This window comes from Corallococcus aberystwythensis (assembly GCF_003612165.1).
GTDB classification, from domain to species: Bacteria; Myxococcota; Myxococcia; order Myxococcales; family Myxococcaceae; genus Corallococcus; species Corallococcus aberystwythensis.
Map to the genome: position 1 here is coordinate 1 of NZ_RAWK01000060.1, position 16496 is coordinate 16496.

General features: G+C 71.7%; 12 protein-coding genes and 2 tRNA genes. 11 read left to right on the forward strand and 3 right to left on the reverse strand.

Annotated features, from left to right (window positions below):
* From D7W81_RS12145 to D7W81_RS12195, 11 genes are all read left to right on the forward strand, one after another.
* On the forward strand, positions 1-1147 hold a 1147-nt coding region (locus D7W81_RS12145), incomplete at its 5' end, for an AIM24 family protein (protein ID WP_208721272.1).
* Between the two features lie 11 nt (positions 1148-1158).
* The gene (gene pgsA, locus D7W81_RS12150; RefSeq protein ID WP_120525538.1) at positions 1159-1848 is read left to right on the forward strand and encodes a CDP-diacylglycerol--glycerol-3-phosphate 3-phosphatidyltransferase; all 690 of its coding nucleotides are present in this window, start codon (positions 1159-1161) and stop codon (positions 1846-1848) included.
* 80 nt (positions 1849-1928) lie between these two features.
* Positions 1929-2003: transfer RNA gene (locus D7W81_RS12155), tRNA-Gly, on the forward strand.
* 36 nt (positions 2004-2039) lie between these two features.
* Positions 2040-2114 (forward strand) — tRNA-Gly (locus D7W81_RS12160).
* A gap of 153 nt (positions 2115-2267) precedes the next feature.
* The gene (locus tag D7W81_RS12165; RefSeq protein ID WP_120555525.1) at positions 2268-3047 is read left to right on the forward strand and encodes an ABC transporter permease; all 780 of its coding nucleotides are present in this window, start codon (positions 2268-2270) and stop codon (positions 3045-3047) included.
* Entirely contained in the window at positions 3044-4357 is a 1314-nt protein-coding gene (locus D7W81_RS12170; protein WP_120555526.1) for an ABC transporter ATP-binding protein, read from the forward strand. The genes D7W81_RS12165 and D7W81_RS12170 overlap by 4 nt, the downstream gene beginning before the upstream one ends.
* Positions 4358-4407: 50 nt before the next feature.
* Positions 4408-5205 (forward strand): glycosyltransferase family 2 protein, encoded by a 798-nt coding sequence (locus D7W81_RS12175; RefSeq protein ID WP_244227155.1) that lies wholly within the window; start codon positions 4408-4410, stop codon positions 5203-5205.
* Positions 5202-6623 carry a glycosyltransferase family 2 protein gene (locus D7W81_RS12180; RefSeq protein WP_120555528.1) on the forward strand — a complete coding sequence of 474 codons (1422 nt, stop codon included), beginning with the start codon at positions 5202-5204 and terminating at the stop codon, positions 6621-6623. Before D7W81_RS12175 ends, D7W81_RS12180 begins: the two co-directional genes overlap by 4 nt.
* 487 nt (positions 6624-7110) lie before the next feature.
* Complete coding sequence (locus tag D7W81_RS12185; RefSeq protein WP_120555529.1) at positions 7111-9252, forward strand: glycosyltransferase; 2142 nt, start codon at positions 7111-7113, stop codon at positions 9250-9252.
* Between the two features lie 152 nt (positions 9253-9404).
* Positions 9405-13010, forward strand: a complete 3606-nt coding sequence (locus D7W81_RS12190) for a class I SAM-dependent methyltransferase (protein ID WP_120555530.1) — start codon at positions 9405-9407, stop codon at positions 13008-13010.
* 18 nt (positions 13011-13028) lie between these two features.
* On the forward strand, positions 13029-13901 hold the full coding sequence (locus D7W81_RS12195; protein ID WP_120555531.1) for a methyltransferase domain-containing protein: 873 nt from the start codon (positions 13029-13031) through the stop codon (positions 13899-13901).
* Positions 13902-13910: 9 nt separating this feature from the next.
* On the opposite strand, the gene D7W81_RS12200 is transcribed toward D7W81_RS12195, so the two are convergent.
* Genes D7W81_RS12200 through D7W81_RS12210 form a run of 3 tightly spaced genes read right to left on the reverse strand, consistent with a single transcriptional unit; the run spans position 13911 to position 16449 of the window.
* On the reverse strand, positions 13911-15308 hold the full coding sequence (locus tag D7W81_RS12200) for a DUF2142 domain-containing protein (RefSeq protein WP_120555532.1): 1398 nt from the start codon (positions 15306-15308) through the stop codon (positions 13911-13913).
* Between the two features lie 25 nt (positions 15309-15333).
* Positions 15334-15744, reverse strand: coding sequence for a DUF2304 domain-containing protein (locus D7W81_RS12205; protein ID WP_120555533.1), 411 nt, complete (start codon positions 15742-15744; stop codon positions 15334-15336).
* A gap of 6 nt (positions 15745-15750) precedes the next feature.
* On the reverse strand, positions 15751-16449 hold the full coding sequence (locus tag D7W81_RS12210) for a glycosyltransferase family 2 protein (RefSeq protein WP_120555534.1): 699 nt from the start codon (positions 16447-16449) through the stop codon (positions 15751-15753).
* Between the last annotated feature and the right edge of the window lie 47 nt (positions 16450-16496).

Genomic DNA, 16496 nt, shown 5'->3' on the forward strand with positions numbered 1-16496 from the left:
CGCCGGGCCCCCGCCCCCATCCGGATCCGGCGAGAGCGACTGGGGCGCCCAGTTCGGCCTGGACGAAGCGCCTCGCGGCCCGCGCACCGCCGCCGCCAGGACGCCGCCGCCCAGGCCTCCGCCCGAAGCCCCAGCTGACGACATGCGCTTCGCGGAGGACGAGGGCCCGCCCGCCCTCACCAGGACCGCGCCCTCGGTCCAGGAGGACGAGGACCCGAGCCTCGCCGCCGGCGCGAGCACCTACGACGAGGACGCGGAGCTCGCCGCGACCACGGACGCGGACACCTCTGGCGCCGACGTGGAGGTCGCCGACGAGCTGCCCTCCACGCCCGTGTCGGAGGAGATTGAAGTCTCCGAGGAGCCGCCCGTCCTCGCGTCCGACCTGGAGTCGGAGCCCGGCGCCGCCTTCGCGGAGACCTTCGCCGCGCTGGAGAAGCGCGAGCCGCCTCCCGTGGCCCGGCCCGCCGCGCCGGCTTCCGAGCCCGCCGCCGGAGCCGGCGTGAATCCGCCCCTGCTCACCGAGTGGGTGCCCACGGTGGCGCTGCCGGGCGTGGCGCCGGGCCAGCCCTTCACGCAGGGCGCATGGGGCGTGGCGCTCGCGGTGAACGGCGAGCTGCTCACGCGGCTGGTGGGGCTGGTCGCGGTGCGCGGGCAGGTCACCTTCGAGCCGGAGATGAAGCGCTTCCGGGGCCGGGCCACGGACAAGCCCTTTGGCGAGGGCGACCAGGCCATGGTGCGCGCCCGGGGGCAGGGGACGCTGCACCTGGAGCCCGTGTCCGGGCGGCAGCTGGTGGCGGTGGCCCTGGATGACGAGTCCGTCTACCTGCGCGACGCGTGCGTCTTCGCCTTCGAGGAGCCCGTTGTCTTCGAGAACGGCCGCGTGCCGTCGGAGCAGGCCCAGGACCTGGACCTCGTGCACCTGCGCGGGCAGGGGCGGGTGCTGCTCAGCCTGACGGGCCCGCTGCGCTCGGTGCCGGTGGCCATGGACGGGCCAGTGACGGTGCCCCTCACGCACCTGGTGGGCTGGGTGGGCAACCTCACCCCCCGCGTGGTGCCGCTGGCGGCGTTCGCTGGCGGGGAGACACTGCGCGGGGCGGTGGAGCTGGGCGGTGAAGGATTTGCCCTCATCGCACTCGGGGTCCGGTAGAACGCGCGCCCATGGCCACCGAGCGAGCCCTCAGGAAACAGCGCAAGCGAGAGGAGCGGGCCCGCCGCCGCGCCTCCCGCCGTCCCAGCATCCTGGTGCAGGAGTTCTGGAACCTGCCCAACATGCTCACGCTGGGGCGCATCCTCATCATCCCGCTGTTCGTCTGGCTCACCTACGACGCGGACCCGCTGCACTCGCTGCTGGCCGGCCTGGTGTTCGCGGTGGCCGCCATCACGGACGTGGTGGACGGCTACCTGGCCCGGCGCTGGAACCTCATCACCGTGGTGGGCAAGTTCATGGATCCGCTGGCGGACAAGCTCATCGCCATGGCCGCCCTGGTGATGATGGTCCGCCTGGGCCGCATCGCGGCCTGGGTCGTCATCGTGCTGCTGGCCCGCGAGTTCATCGTCAGCGGCCTGCGCACCATCGCCGCCAGCGAGGGCATGGTCATCGCCGCGGGACAGGAGGGGAAGTGGAAGACCTCCCTCCAGTTGGTGGGGATCATCTCCCTGTGCGTCCACTACGTGCACCCGCTGGACCTGGGCTTCCGCACCGTCCCCGTGGACTACAACCAGGTGGGCAAGGTGCTCGTGTACCTGTCCGGCGCGTTCTCCGTGTGGAGCGCCGTCGTCTACTTCCGTGCGTTCCTCGGGATGCTTGCCCGGCGGGGTGGGGCGGATCCGGACGCGAAAAGTGTTTGACGTGCCCGAAGGGCCTCTGTATATCCGCCCCACTTCCGGGGCGGCACTGACCGGGCGGTAGGCAGCACGCGACACCAGATGCGGGAATAGCTCAGCGGTAGAGCATCGCCTTGCCAAGGCGAGGGTCGAGGGTTCAAATCCCTTTTCCCGCTCCAAACGAAGCACGCAGCACCGCAGTCGCAGTACCTGATGCGGGAATAGCTCAGCGGTAGAGCATCGCCTTGCCAAGGCGAGGGTCGAGGGTTCAAATCCCTTTTCCCGCTCCAATTGAAGGCCCTCTGGGAAACCAGGGGGCCTTTTTCTTTTCCCAGACGGCCTCATGAGAGGGCGCTCGTCCAGCCGGCCGGACGGGCGTTCGCGTGGATGGCTGGAGACCCGTGCCTGACACCCTCTGGGGCATGAGGTATGGATGGCGCCGCATGCTTCGCAACTTCCGTGAGCTCTACCAGTACCGGGGCCTCCTGCTCAGCCTGACCCAACGGGAGCTGAAGGCGCGGTACCGGAACTCGGTGCTCGGCTTCTTCTGGACGTTCCTCAACCCCATGCTCCAGATGGGCGTCTACTCGCTGCTCTTCACCGTCTACATGCGGCAGAAGATCCCCGGGTACACGTTCTTCGTCTTCATCGGGTTGCTGCCGTGGATCTGGTTCTCCACGTCCCTGGGGGGCGGAGCCAGCGCCATCAGCGACCGGCGCGACCTGCTCACCAAGGTGCGCTTCCCCGCCCAGGTGTTGCCCGCCACGGTGGTGGTGACCAACCTGTGCAACTACGTGCTGTCCCTGCCGCTGATGTTGGGGCTGGGGCTGCTGCTGGGGTACGTGCCCACCTGGCACGTGGTGGCCTTCCCGGTGGTGCTCCTCACCCAGCTGTGCATGACGGTGGCGCTGGTCTACATCGTGTCCGCGCTGAACGTGACGTTCCGGGACCTGCAGCAGATCATCGCGAATCTCCTGACGATGTGGTTCTTCGTCACGCCGGTGTTCTACCGGGTGGACTCACTGCCCCAGGCGGCCCAGGCGCCGCTCGTGCTGCTCAACCCCATGGCGGTGATGGTGACGTCGTACCAGGCCATCTTCTACGAACACCAGCTGCCGCAGCCCGGCCCGCTCCTGATGTGGATGGGCATCTCCGCGGCGCTGCTGTGGGTGGCGGCGGGCATCTTCGAGCGCCGCCGCGAGGACTTCGCGGAGTTCATATGACCACCAGCGCCCTCGCGTCCCAGGACGCCATCGTGCTCCGCAACGTGGTGAAGAGCTTCCGGAAGAGCACCATCCGGCGCGAGTACACCACCATCAAGTCGGAGCTCATCCGCCTCCTGCGCGGCAAGCGCGACACGGACGGCAAGTCCATGATCGAAGCGCTCCGGGGCGTGGACCTGGTGGTGCCCCGCGGCAAGACGGTGGGCATCATCGGGCGCAACGGCTCCGGCAAGAGCACGCTGCTCAAGCTCATCTCCGGCATCTACACGCCCACCACGGGCACCATCGACATCCACGGGCGGATCAGCGCGCTGCTGGATCTGGGCGCGGGCTTCCACCCGGACTTCTCCGGCCGGGAGAACATCCTCATCAACGGCATCATCCTGGGGATGTCGCGCGCGGAGGTGAAGGCGCGCATGGATGAGATCATCACCTTCAGCGAGCTGGGCGACTTCATCGACGAGCCGGTGCGCACGTACTCCAGCGGCATGTACATGCGCCTGGCGTTCTCCGTGGCCACGCACGTGGACCCGGACATCCTCATCATCGATGAAATCCTCGCCGTCGGTGACGAGCACTTCGGCAAGAAGAGCCTGGCGAAGATGACGGAGTTCAAGCGGGCCGGGAAGACCATCGTCATCGTCACCCACGACCTGGGGACGCTGGAGCGCTGGTGCGACCTGGGCGCGTGGATCGACGCCGGGCGCATCCGCGAATTCGGCCCGCCCGCGGACGTCATCCGCAGCTACCGCCGCGCGGTGGCGCTGGCGGAGGAGCGCGGCATGGCCATGGAGGCGCCCGCGCTGGCGTCGGACGGCGGTGCGCTCCCGTCGCTGGCGGCGCCCCAGGACGCGGCGTCCCCCCTCACCGTGGACGCGGTGCGGCTGCTGCACCGGGACGGTGTGGCGGTGACGTGGGTGGACACCGAGGACGGCCTGGAGCTGAGCGTGGCGTACACCGCGCATGCGCCCGCGCCGGAGCTGGGCCTGGGGCTGGAGCTCTCCCGGGCGGACGGCGTGCTGGTGCACACCACGGACACGTTCGCGGAGGAGGTGCCCTTCTGCGCGGCGGCGGCCGGCAGCGGGACGGTGCGCTTCGTGGTGGACCGGCTGGGCCTCACCGCGGGGCGCTACGCGTTCACGGTGGTGGTGCGCGACCGGGCGGGTCAGGTGCGGGAGAAGCGCGAGGCGGCGTGCACCTTCGAGGTGCGCTCCAACGTGCGGGACGGCGGCCTGACGCGGCCCGCGCACCGGTGGATCGTGGAGGGCTCCGCGGCCCGCGTGGCGCCGGTGCGAGACGTCGGCTCGTGAGGGGCCCTGCTTCGGCAGACGGGGGGGCGCCGGGCATCTGGCTGGGCATCGTGCTTTACCGGAACCCGGAACGGGAGCTGGAGCGGCTGTGGGAGTCGCTCCGGTGGAACCTCGAGGCCCCGGGTGCGCCCGCGTTCCGGGTCGTCTGGCTGGACAACTCGCCGGACGATGCGCTGCGCGCGCGGGTGGCGCTGCTGGACGCGGACGCGGACTACCGGCACGCCGGGAGCAACCTGGGCTTCGGGGCCGCGCACAACCGGCTGATGGCGGAGGCCTTCGGCGCGGGCGGGGCGCGGTACTACGTCTGCGTGAATCCAGACGGGCTCCTGCATCCGGACTGCGTACGGGAGCTGGCGCGCGAGGCGGACCGGCGGGCGGACACGGGGCTGGTGGAGGCCCGGCTGTTCCCGGACGAGCACCCCAAGCCGTATGACCCGGCGACGGGCGAGACGACCTGGTGCAGCGGCTGCGTGCTGCTGGTGACGCGGGGCCTGCACGCGCGGGTGGGCGGCTTCGACGAGCGCTTCTTCATGTACTGCGAGGACGTGGACCTGTCGTGGCGCGCGAGGGCGTCCGGGCTGTCCATCCGGGTGGCCCCCGCCGCGCTGGTGCACCACTACACCGTCACCCGCGAAGCGAGCCCGGTGCGCGAGCGGATGGTCCGCCGCAGCGCGGCCCTGCTCGGGGCGAAGTACGGGGACGCGGCCTTCATGAACGCCCGCCTGCGCGAGTACGCGCAGCTGGGCGGCGAGCCCTTCAGGACGCCCGAGGTCCTCAAGCCCGGGCGGCGGCTCGAGGGCATCGCGGACTTCGGGCACCACCTGGAGTTCGCACGGAGGCGCTGGTGAACGCTCTGTCGAAGGAGGCACCCCCGTCCATCGCGTCCGCGCGGTGGATGGCGCTGGTGCTGTCGAGGGCGCGCGCGGGCGCGGCGGTGAGCCTGGTGGGCGCGTCGCCCACGCTGGCCGAGGCCCTGCGGGCCCGGGGCCACTCCGTGCGAGAGCTGCCGGGGCCAGAGTGGAAGCGGGGCAAGGGGCCCGCGCCTGCGCTGGTGGTGCTGGAGGGCGAAGCGGTGGAGCGGGTGCTGGAGACCGGGCTGGAGGCGCTGCGGCGCGCGGCACCGGGGGCCGAGCTGATGTTCGGGCTGCGCAACGCGGGCTCGGCGCGCGCGCTGATGGGAGCGCTGACGGGAGAGGCGCCCGTGCGCGCGGGGCTCTCCGAGCAGCGGGTGCTGCGGCGGCTGGCCGAGGCGGGCTACCGCGTGGCGCATCGCGAGACGGTGCCGTGCACGTCCGAGGGCACGGCGCTGGCGGACGACACCACGCAGGCGCTGCGGGCGCTGCTGGCCCAGCTCTCGCCGTCCACGCAGGTGGAGGAGGGGCTCTACGTCGCGGTACCGGACGGGCCCGTGCGCGAGCCGGTGGCGGGGCTGCTCAGCGTCGTCGTCACGGTGGGCGCGGGGACGCGGGACGCGGCGCTCGACGAGGCCCTCTTCGCGCTGGCAGGTCAGGAGCAACAGCCGCTGGAGCTGCTTCTCGCGGCGCCCGAGGGGGTGGACCTGTCCGTCGCGGAGGCAGCGCTGGAGCGCTACGGCAGGCTGGGTTCGTTCCAGTCGCGCATCGTGCGCGCGCCCTCGAGCGCGTTGACCGCGGAGGCCGTGCGCGAGGCTCGGGGACAGTACCTGGCGTTCCTGGATGCGCGGTGCCTGGTGTATCCGCGTCACTACGTGCAACTGGTGCAAGCGCTCCAGGCGGGCCGCGAAGCCTGGGCGGTGGCGCGGGCGTTCCGCACGGAGTGGGCGTCCGGAGCGGGGACCGCTCCCTACGTGCGCGCGAAGGTGCCGTTCCCCCTGGGCGAGCGGCTGGAGGTGGAGCACCTGGTGGTCCACCCGGAGCTCGTCCACGCGATGGTGATCGACCGCGGCCGCATCGGGCCCTTCCCGGTGGTGACGGAGGCGGGGCTCGGGGACCTGCCCGCGCGGCTGGGCGCGCTGTTCCCCCCGGTGTTCCTGGGCGGCATCGCGTCGTGCGAGGTACGGGGGCCGCCTGAGCCGCCGGCCGTCGCCGCGGTTCCGGGGATCTGGCTGGTGCGCCCCCTGGGCGCCTGGGTGGACGCCGTGGCGCGGATCCGGGATGAAACGCTCCAGGCCCGGGAGTTCCGCCACCGGGTGGTGGACGCGCTGAATGACCGCATCCACGGCATCCCCTGGGTTCACACCACGCTCAGGGCCCTGGCGAACCGGCTCAAGCGCGACAGCGGGCGCTGAGCGGATGGGCACCGCCGACCGCCAGGACCCATCCGGGCCGCAGGAGACGCCAGGGGGCGAGGCCACGACGACGGCCCCTGCGGACCGGGCGCCAGTTGCTGGCACGCCTCCGACGCCCGGACCCCGCGATGGCTCGGATACGACCGAAGGGACGCCCTCTCACGGCCCACGTGCTGCGCCAGGAAGTTCCGATGGCCGGGCGCATCCAATGTCCGGACACCGCGACGGAATGGACACGATCGATCGCAAGTCCACTCATGGCTCACCCACGGCATCGGGAGATGCCGATGGCCGGGCGCCTTCGATGCCCGGACACCGCGACGACATGGACATGACCGACCGCAAGTCCTCTCACGGCGCACCCGTGGCGTCGGGAGATGCCGATGGCCGGGCGCCTCCGATGCCCAGCCACCGTGATGGCTCGGATACGACCGACCGGGAGCCTTTTCACGGCGCACCCACGGAGCCAGACAGCTGCGATGGCCGGGTGCCTCCGCCGCGTGATGTCTTCGTCGAAGTCCTGGGCTTCGACGTACCGCCGTCACACCGCGCGCGCTGGGGCCCGGTCATCACCGCCGCCAAGCGGTGGGGGACGCGGGGGCTGGGGCCCTTGCAGCGGTGGGTGCTGGAGCGGCAGCTGCGCTTCGACGCGCGGCTGCGGGCGTTGATCCAGCAGCCGGAACGGACGCTGCCGGAGCGGGTCCGGACGGAGCTCGCGGCGCTCGCGGACCCGCGGCCCGTGGGGGCGGGATGGAAGCTTCCCTCCGTGCCGGGGCTGGAGGCGCAGCGGACCTGGAACCTCGCGGTCGTGGCCCTGCTCTCCAGCGCCGGGTGGCCGCTTCGGACCGAGGGCGCCTCCGAGGCGTTGGACGCGCTGGAGGCCCGGTGCGATGTGCTGGCGCGAGAGCCCCGCGCGGCGGGCCTTCCCTTGTGGCGCGAGCTGTGGCGGCGGCAGGTCGCCTTCAATCACGCGACCGTCCGCCTGTTGCGCCACATCCTGGGCGCGGCCCGTCCCGCCGTGCTGTTGCCCGCGCCAGAGGGGTACACGCGCGAGGCTCTGGCGCGTGAAGCCCACGAGGTCCGCGCCGCCACCGCCGCGCTCGCCCGACTGGAGCACCGGCCGCGGATCAGCCTGGTCACGCCCGCGTGGGAGACGCCGGTGGACGTGCTCCGGGCGTGCGTCGCTTCCGTGCGCGCTCAGGTGTATCCGCACTGGGAGCTGTGCATCGTGGACGACGGGTCCCGCTCGCCAGCGGTGGCGGACACGCTGCGGGAGCTCGCGGCCGGGGACGCGCGGATCCGCTTCGAGCGGTTGGACTCGAACCAGGGCATCGCCCGCGCGACCAACGCCGCGCTGGCCCTGGCCACCGGCGAGTACGTGGGCTTCCTCGACCACGACGACCTGCTGGCGCCGCACGCGCTGGCGGAGGTCGCGCTGCGGCTCGGGGAGGTGCCCGACGCGGACGTCGTCTACTCGGACGAGGACAAGGTGGACGCGCGGGGGCTGCGCTTCGCGCCCTACCTGAAGCCCGCCCTGTCCCCGGAGCTGCTGCGCGCGGTGAACTACGTGTGCCACTTCCTCGTGGTGCGCGCGCCGCTGCTGCGAGAGGTGGGCGGCATCCGCCCGGGCTTCGAGGGCGCGCAGGACCACGACCTGCTCCTGCGCCTGATGGAGCGCACCCAGCGCTTCGAGCACATCCCCCACGTGCTCTACCACTGGCGGACGCTGCCCGGCTCCACGGCCACGGACGCCAGCGCGAAGCCCGCGGCCTCCGAAGCGGGCCGCAGGGCCGTGGCGGAACACCTGGCGCGAATGGGGGAGGGCGCCTCGGCGGAGACCGTCGCGCCCGGGCTGTACCGCGTCCGCCATCCGCTCGCGGGCCGTCCCCGGGTGTCCGTGCTGCTGTCGGAAGAACCCACCGAGGCGGAGCTCGCGGCGCTCCTCGCCTTCACAGACGACCTGGACGTGGAGGTCTGCATCCCTGTTCCCTCCGCTGGCTCCTCCGGGGCCGGAAGCACCCTCCGCGTCGGGGTGGACGCGTCGGCGACGCCGGGTGCCAGGGCGAACCGGCTGCTGCGCGAGGCGCGAGGCGAGCTCATCCTCGCGCTGGAGGCCGGCACGCTTCCGACCGGACCCGGGTGGCTGAGAGAGCTCGCGTCGCAGGCCTCGCGCCCCGGCGTGGGAGTGGCCGGCGCGCGCATCGTCTCCCCCCACGGGACGGTGCTGGAGGCGGGCCTTCGCTTCGACGCGCAGGGCCGGGTGCTGCGCCCCTTCATGGGGATGCCCGACCCGACGCTCAATGCGTTCGGCGGCTCGCACTGGCCGAGGGACGTGCGTGCCCTCTCCAGCCGCTGCGCGATGCTCCGGCGCGAGGTCCTCGAATCGCTCGGAGGTTGGGACGCGGCCTTCACGTCGGACGAGGCGCGGGGCGTGGACCTGTGCCTGCGCGCGGGCGAAGCCGGGCTGCGCGTCCTCTACGCACCCCACGCGCGGCTCGTGCGCACCCGTTCCCGGGACGGCACGCCTGTGAGCGCCCACGATGCCGACCGGCTCCGGGAAGCCTGGCTCCGCGCGGGCCGCTCCGACCCCTCCGGCCATCCGCGCCTCGAGTTCGTCCAGGCACTCTAGAAAGTGACAGTGGGTGCGCCCCCTCCCATGAGGGGCGGGCGGCCTGCCAGCCTTGACGCTCCCCAGAGGGGGATGACATGGAGGACATCCGCCAAGGAGAGGGGGGCGTGCCTTGCCTGTCGCGAGGGTCGTGCCTTCCGGACGCTACAAATATGCATCCACAGCTCAATCCCCTGGAACACCCCCTCTGCCTGACGCAGCCCCTGCGGCTGCTGGCCTCCTCCGCCTGGGTGGAGCACGTCCCGTTCGCGATGTTCCTGGTGGACCTGCTGCGTCCCGCGACGCTGGTGGAGCTGGGGGCGCACACCGGCGTGTCCTACTCCGCGTTCTGTCAGGCGGTGGATGCGCTGAAGCTTGAGACGCGCTGCCACGCGGTGGACACCTGGAAGGGTGATCCGCACGCGGGCTTCTACGGGGCGGACGTGCTCGCGGACCTGCGCGCGCACCACGACCCTCTCTACAGCCGGTTCTCCCAGCTGCACGCGATGACCTTCGACGAGGCGCTGGGGCAGTTCGCGGACGGCTCCGTCGACCTGCTCCACATCGACGGCAACCACACGTACGAACAGGTGAAGGCGGACTTCGAGCACTGGCGCCCCAAGCTGAGCGCCCGCGGCGTCGTCCTCTTCCACGACACCCAGGTGCGCGAGCGCGACTTCGGCGTCTGGCGGCTGTGGGAGGAGCTGCGGGACCAGCATCCCTCCTTCGAGTTCGAGCACGGCTTCGGCCTGGGCGTGCTCGCCGTGGGGCCGGAGCAGCCGGAAGGGCTGCTCGCGCTGACGAGCACCCGGGACGCGGAGCGCGAGCACGTGCGGCAGGCCTTCGCCACGCTGGGCGGGCGCCTGACGCTCCTGCTGCACCGGCAGCACCTGCGCGACGCCTACGGCCAGAAGGAGCAGCAGGTCGCGGAGCAGGCGCGGCACGCGCAGCAGCTCCAGGCGGAGCTGGAAGCCGCCCGCGAGAAGGCACTCAACGCCGCCGAAACCCTGCGCGAGACCGAGGGCCGGCTCGCGCGGCAGGGCCTGACCCAGCGGATGCTCCAGGAGGAGCTGGGCCGCAAGAACGCCCGCCTCTTCGAACTGGATGCGCAGGTGTCGCGCCAGGGCTCGGAGCTGGCGCACATCAACGGCAGCCTCGCCTGGAAGGCCATCAACCGCTACTGGGCCATGCGCGAGCGCGTGCTGCCCCCCGGCACCAGGCGCGGCCACCTCTACCAGAAGAGCAAGGGCACGCTGCACAAGGTGGGCGCGAAGCTCATCAAGCTGCCCGCGAAGCGCGGCGCCCTGCAGGCCCTGCGCGCCGCGAAGGCCGCCCTCACCCCGGCCGCCCCCGTCATTGCCTCCACCGCCGTGGTGGAGACCCCGAGCGCGCCTCCGGCCCCGTGGACCGCGCCGCTGACGCACATCTCCCAGTCCAGCCTGGGCCGGCGCGTCCTCATCATCGCTGAGCTGTCGCTGCCCCAGTGCAAGCGCTACCGCGTGGACCAGAAGGTCGCGATGTTCCACCGGCTCGGGTACGACGTCACCGTCCTGCGCTGGAACGACCAGGCGGAGTGCAAGGCGGCGCTCCAGTTCCACGGCCTGGTCATCTACTACCGGGTGCCCGCGTTCCCCGGCGTGGAGGAGCTGCTGGCGGAAACGAAGCGCCTGGGCCTGCCGCATTTCTTCGACGTCGACGACCTCATCTTCGACGTGGAGGAGTACCAGAAGAACACCAACGTGCAGCGGCTGCCCCCGGACGAGCGCGAGCTGCTGCTCAACGGCGCGAAGCTCTACCGCAAGGCGCTCAGCCTCTGTGAGCACGCCATCGCCAGCACGTCCACCATCGCGGAGCAGATGGCCCGCGTCATCACCGGCAAGGTCTACGTCGTCGAGAACTGCCTGGACGACGGCATCCTGGAGCTGGCCCGGGAGATGGAAGCGCGCCCGCCCGTGGTGGACCTGGAGACGGTCACCATCGGCTACGGCAGCGGCACCCGCACGCACGACGCCGACTTCGCCATCGCCGCGGACGCCATCCTCGCTGTGATGGCGCGCCACCCTAATGTGCGCCTGGCCATCCACGGCTTCCTGGAGCTGCCGGAGGGCTTCGAGCGCTTCTCCGACCGCGTCTTCCGCGTCCCGTTCCTGGACGCGGATGACTACCTGCGCGCGCTCGCGTCGTGGCAGATCTCCATCGCGCCGCTGGAGCAGACGGTCTTCAACGACGCCAAGAGCAACATCAAGTTCATCGAGGCGTCCATCTTCCGCGTGCCCGCGGTGTGCTCCGGCGCCGGGCCGTTCCGGGAGATCATCGACCACGGCCGCAACGGCTTCATCGCCACCACCCGCGAGGAGTGGGAGACGGCCCTGTCCGCGCTGGTGGAGGACGCGTCGCTGCGCAAGCGCCTGGGCGAGGAGGCCCACCGCAGCGTGACGGCGCGCTACCACCCCGCGGTGGTGGCCACGAAGCAGCTGGAGCCCATCCTCCGGCACCTGCCGCCCGCGCCGCCGCCGCGCCTCAAGGTGCTGGAGGCCAACATCCTCTTCGCGCCCTTGAGCTTCGGCGGGGCCACCGTCGTCACGGAGCAACTGGCGCACCGGCTGAAGGCGGAGGGCTGCGACGTCACCGTGTTCACCGGCATCCTGAACTCGCCGCTGCCCGCCTACTCGGTGGTGCGCTACGAGGCGCTGGGCCTGCCGGTCATCGCCACCCAGGTGGCGCCGCTCACCGACCGCGCCCAGGAGTACCAGAACCCGCGCATGGGGGAGACCTTCACCCAGGTGCTCAAGGCGGTGCGCCCGGACGTGGTGCACTTCCACTCCATCCAGCTCTTGAGCTCCGCGCTCGCCACGGCGTGCGCCGCGGAGGGCATCCCGTACACGGTCACCCTGCATGACGCGTGGTGGCTGTGCGAGCGGCAGTTCATGGTGCGCGAGGACGGCACGTACTGCGGCCAGAAGGGCATCGACCTGCGCGTGTGCTCCAAGTGCGTGCCGGACTCGCGCTACACCTTCAAGCGCACGTTCGCGCTGCGCAAGGTGCTGGACGGCGCGGCCCTGCTGATGGCGCCCAGCGAGTACCAGCGCCAGCTCTACATCGCCAACGGCATCGCGCCCGAGCGCATCGTCGTGAACAAGAACGGCGTGCTGCTGCCCGGCCGTGCGCGCGCCCCGCGCCCCGCGAACGCCCCCGTGCGCTTCGCCTACCTGGGGGGCCGCGCGGTGCACAAGGGGTACTTCTGGCTCAAGGACCTCCTGGAGTCGGTGCCGGAGTCCAGCTGGGTCCTGAAGATGACGGACATCCAGCTGCGCATGGGGTCGGCCTCCATCGACGCGAAGGAGTGGAAGGTGAAGGGCCGGGTGGACGTGGTGCCCCCGTATGATCAGGACGGCCTGGACGCCTTCTTCGACGGCGTGGACGTGCTGCTCATGCCTTCGCAGTGCAAGGAGAGCTTCGGGCTGACGGTACGCGAGGCCATGGCCCGGAACGTGTGGGTGGTCACCACGGCGTCGGGCGGCGTCAGCGAGGACATCGTGGAGGGCGTCAACGGCAACGTCCTGGCCATGGGGGACGCCGAGGGCTTCCGCCGTGTCCTGCGCGACCTGATGGCCCACCCGGAGCGTCTAGCGCGCGACCCGGGCCCCCAACGCGTCACCGTGCGCGACTACGAAACCCAGGCCCGGGAGCTCCGTGAGTTCCTGTCCGGCCTCGTGACCCCGCCCGCCGCGCGAAGCACGCCCCGTGCGAATGCCAGCACCGCGGCCACCCATCGCTGAATCCACCGGAGACCCTGCATGCTCTTGTCCCAGATCAAGGCCCTGCTTCCGCCCGCCGTGAAGGCCGCCGTGCGCTCCCAGCTCCACCAGGGGCTGACGCGCACGGAGAACCAGCTGGCGTCGCTCCGGTCGCGTTGGTCGCCGTCGGCCCCCGTGGAGCCGTCCTCTCCGGCCGCCGTGGCGCCGCCACCGCCAGCCCCCACGCCTCCCCCCATTACCCGCGAGCTCATCGCGGCCCAGTACCTGCGCGGCGAGGGCCTGGAGATTGGCGCCCTGTCCAACCCCACGAAGCTGCCCGCCGGGGCCCGGGCCCGCTATGTGGACGTGGCACCCATCGACGTGCTGCGCGCCCGCTTCCCGGAAGTGGCGAACCTCATCGTCACGCCGGACGTCGTGGACAACGGCGAGGAGCTGGGCACGGTGGCGCCGGACTCCCAGGACTTCGTCATCGCCAACCACGTCCTGGAGCACTGCGAGGACCCCATTGGCACGTTGAAGAACTTCATCCGGGTCCTGAAGCCCGGAGGCATCATCTTCATGGCCATCCCGGACAAGCGCTTCACCTTCGACCTGCCCCGGGAGCTCACCCCCGCGGCGCACGTCGTGGAGGACCACCTGAAGGGGCCGGAGGTCTCCCGGCGCGCCCACTACGATGAATGGCTGCGCGTCATCGACCGGAAGGAGGGCGAGGAGCTGGCCCGGGAGACGGAGCGCTTCCTCCGGGACCGCACCAACATCCACTTCCACGTGTGGACGTTCAACGAGATGTTCGAGGTGTTCACCGCGGCCCGCAACCAGGTGGGCCTGCCCTTCGACATCAAGATGGCCTTCCTGGATCCGCCCTGCCTGGAGGCGGTGTGGATCCTGGAAGTGACGAAGCCCCGGGCCTGAGCGGAGCCGCTACGCCGGCCCGTAGTAGCGCTGGTACACCGTGGTGAGCGTCACCACCGCGGTGAGCACGATGAAGCCGGTGATGAGCACCGGCTTGAAGCGCGCCAGCGCGCGCGGCGCCCACGCGGGCGGAGCCAGCGCCACCACCAGCAGCGGCGCGTAGGGCAGCAGGTAACGGCCCTGCACCCCGTCCACGTGCTGCGCGCCCGGCGCCGTCCACGCCAGGTACAGCATGGCCTGGATGGCCAGCACGCCCGCCACCGCCACCCCCAGCGCCACCACGCGCACGCGCCAGCCCACCTTCGGCGCGCCCGCGTCGCCGTCCAGCGCCATCACCCCGAACAGCAGCGCGGCCAGCCCGAGCAGCGCGGAAGCGGGCACCGGCGTGTCCAGCCAGCCCAGCACGCCACCGGCCTGGTGCAGGAAGCCCGGCAGCCGCGTCCAGAGGTCGCTCACCAGCACGCCCAGCACCTGGAAGGGATGCGCCTTCACGTGGGCCACCTGCGCCACCACCTCGCTGGGGCGGAAGATGTCCCGCACGGTGGAGGACCACGCGAACTGGAACAGCGCCGGCACGACGACGATGGCGGCCAGGGCCAGGGCGTAGCGGCCGCGCGTCCCCAGCCGGGTGAGTGGCAGCAGCAGGAACACCAGCGTCAGCGGCAGGTAGGCCTGCTTGCACAGCGCCACGAACACCGCGCTCGCCAGGAGCAGCCCCAGCTGCTTCACGCCCAGGGGCCCCGGGTGCGCGAAGGTGTAGTGCAGCGACAGCGCCAGCAGCAGCAGGCACGCCGACAGGGTGATGGGGTCCGCGGACACCGACGCGCGCTGGAACAGCACCATGGGCGTGAGCGCCAGGAGCGCGAAGGCCCACCGCTGGAAGGGCATCAGGCGCAGCGCCAGCGCGGTGAGCACCAGCGCCACCAGCACGTTGCCCAGCCGGCCCGCCCACAGCACCCCCACCGGAGACGCCTCCAGGAGCCGCGCGGGCGCCATGCCCAGCGACTGCGGGAAGTACACCAGGGGGAAGTAGACGGCGGACGCGGCGAAGCGCCACTCCTGGGTGTCCTGGGGCGCCAGCGCCGTGTGCATCGCTTCGCGCAGGCGCTGCCGGTCCTGGCGCACCTGGGGATGGCCGCCCACGCCGTCGGACACCTCCTGCGACACCCGCACGATGCTGCGCGGAAGCTGCCCGCCCGCGTCTCCGACGGGGATGCGCGTGGCCACCAGTTGCCCTTCGGAGACCTGGTACGCGCGGTAGAAGTGCGCCGGCTCGTCCGCCACCTGGAACGGCGGGGTGAGGAAGCTCAGCACCGCGCCCAGCACGGCGGCCACGAGGAGGAAGACGACGACGGGCGCGATGAAGAACGGCCGCAGCGGGGACGGGGGCGGTGAAGACGGAAGCATAAAGGCAGGGAGGACCGGCGAACTCTCAGACGGCGTGCGGGTCGTGGCGGGCGCCGGCGGCAGGGGAGACGACTTCGGGACGCGGCTGCGCGCGCTCGGCGCGCTCCGCCTCCGCCGAGGTGAGCAGGGCGACTTCCTGCGCCAGCCGCTTGAGCTGCTGGCGCTGGTCCGCCACCTGGAGGCTCAGCCGGTACACCAGCCACATGAGGCTCGTCAGGGCGATGAAGAAGAGGGCGGACGGGGCGTAGTAGATGCCCATGGCCGCCGCCAGCGCGTCGATGCCGTGGCGCCACAGCGACAGCACCGCGATGGTGGCCGCCACCAGCAGCCACGCGAAGGTGTGGCGCTCACTGGTGCGCCGGCCCCGGGCCGACCACAGGACGCTGAAGGCGAAGGCGGCCGCGAGGGCCACGCCGATGAGGCTGGAGCGAAGCATGGGCACTCAGACGGGGCGGACCCGCTCCATGAGCAGGGCGAAGGACACCTTCGCCATGTAGAAGGCCGACTTCCACGGCGTCAGCGAGCTGGTGCCGGTGAGGCGCGGCCGCATGCGCACCGGAACCTCCGCGATGGCGAAGCCCTGCCGCGCCGCCATCAGCACGCTCTCCGGCTCCGGGTAGTCATGCGGGTGGACGCGCGCGAAGAAGCGGATGGCCTGCGGACCGAAGCCCCGGAAGCCGGACGTGGGGTCGGTGATGCGCTGGTGGCTCAGCGTGGACAGGAGGCTCGCCAGGAACCGGTTGCCAAAGCGGCGCAGCCACGTGGAGCGGAAGCTGGTGATGCCCGCGAAGCGGCTGCCGATGACCAGCTCCACGCCCGACTGGAGCGCGTCGCGCAGCGCGGGCACGGAGGCCGGGTCGTGCTGGCCGTCGCCGTCCATGCGGATGACGTGCGTGTACCCGTGGCGCGACGCGTACAGCAGGCCGCTGGCCTCGCCCGCGGCGACGCCCAGGTTGAAGGGATGGGTGAGCACCCGCGCACCGGCGGTTCGCGCGTGCTGCGCCGTGGCGTCGCGCGACCCGTCATCCACGACGAGCACGTCGAACTCCGGCAGCGCCTCGCGCAGCTCCGCCACCGTCGCGCCGATGCACTCCTCTTCGTTGTAGGCCAGCAACACGATGAGGCCCTGTCGGGTGTCCATTGCGCTCCCTGCTGCGTCTTCTGGGCCTTCTATCGTTTCCCGGCGTG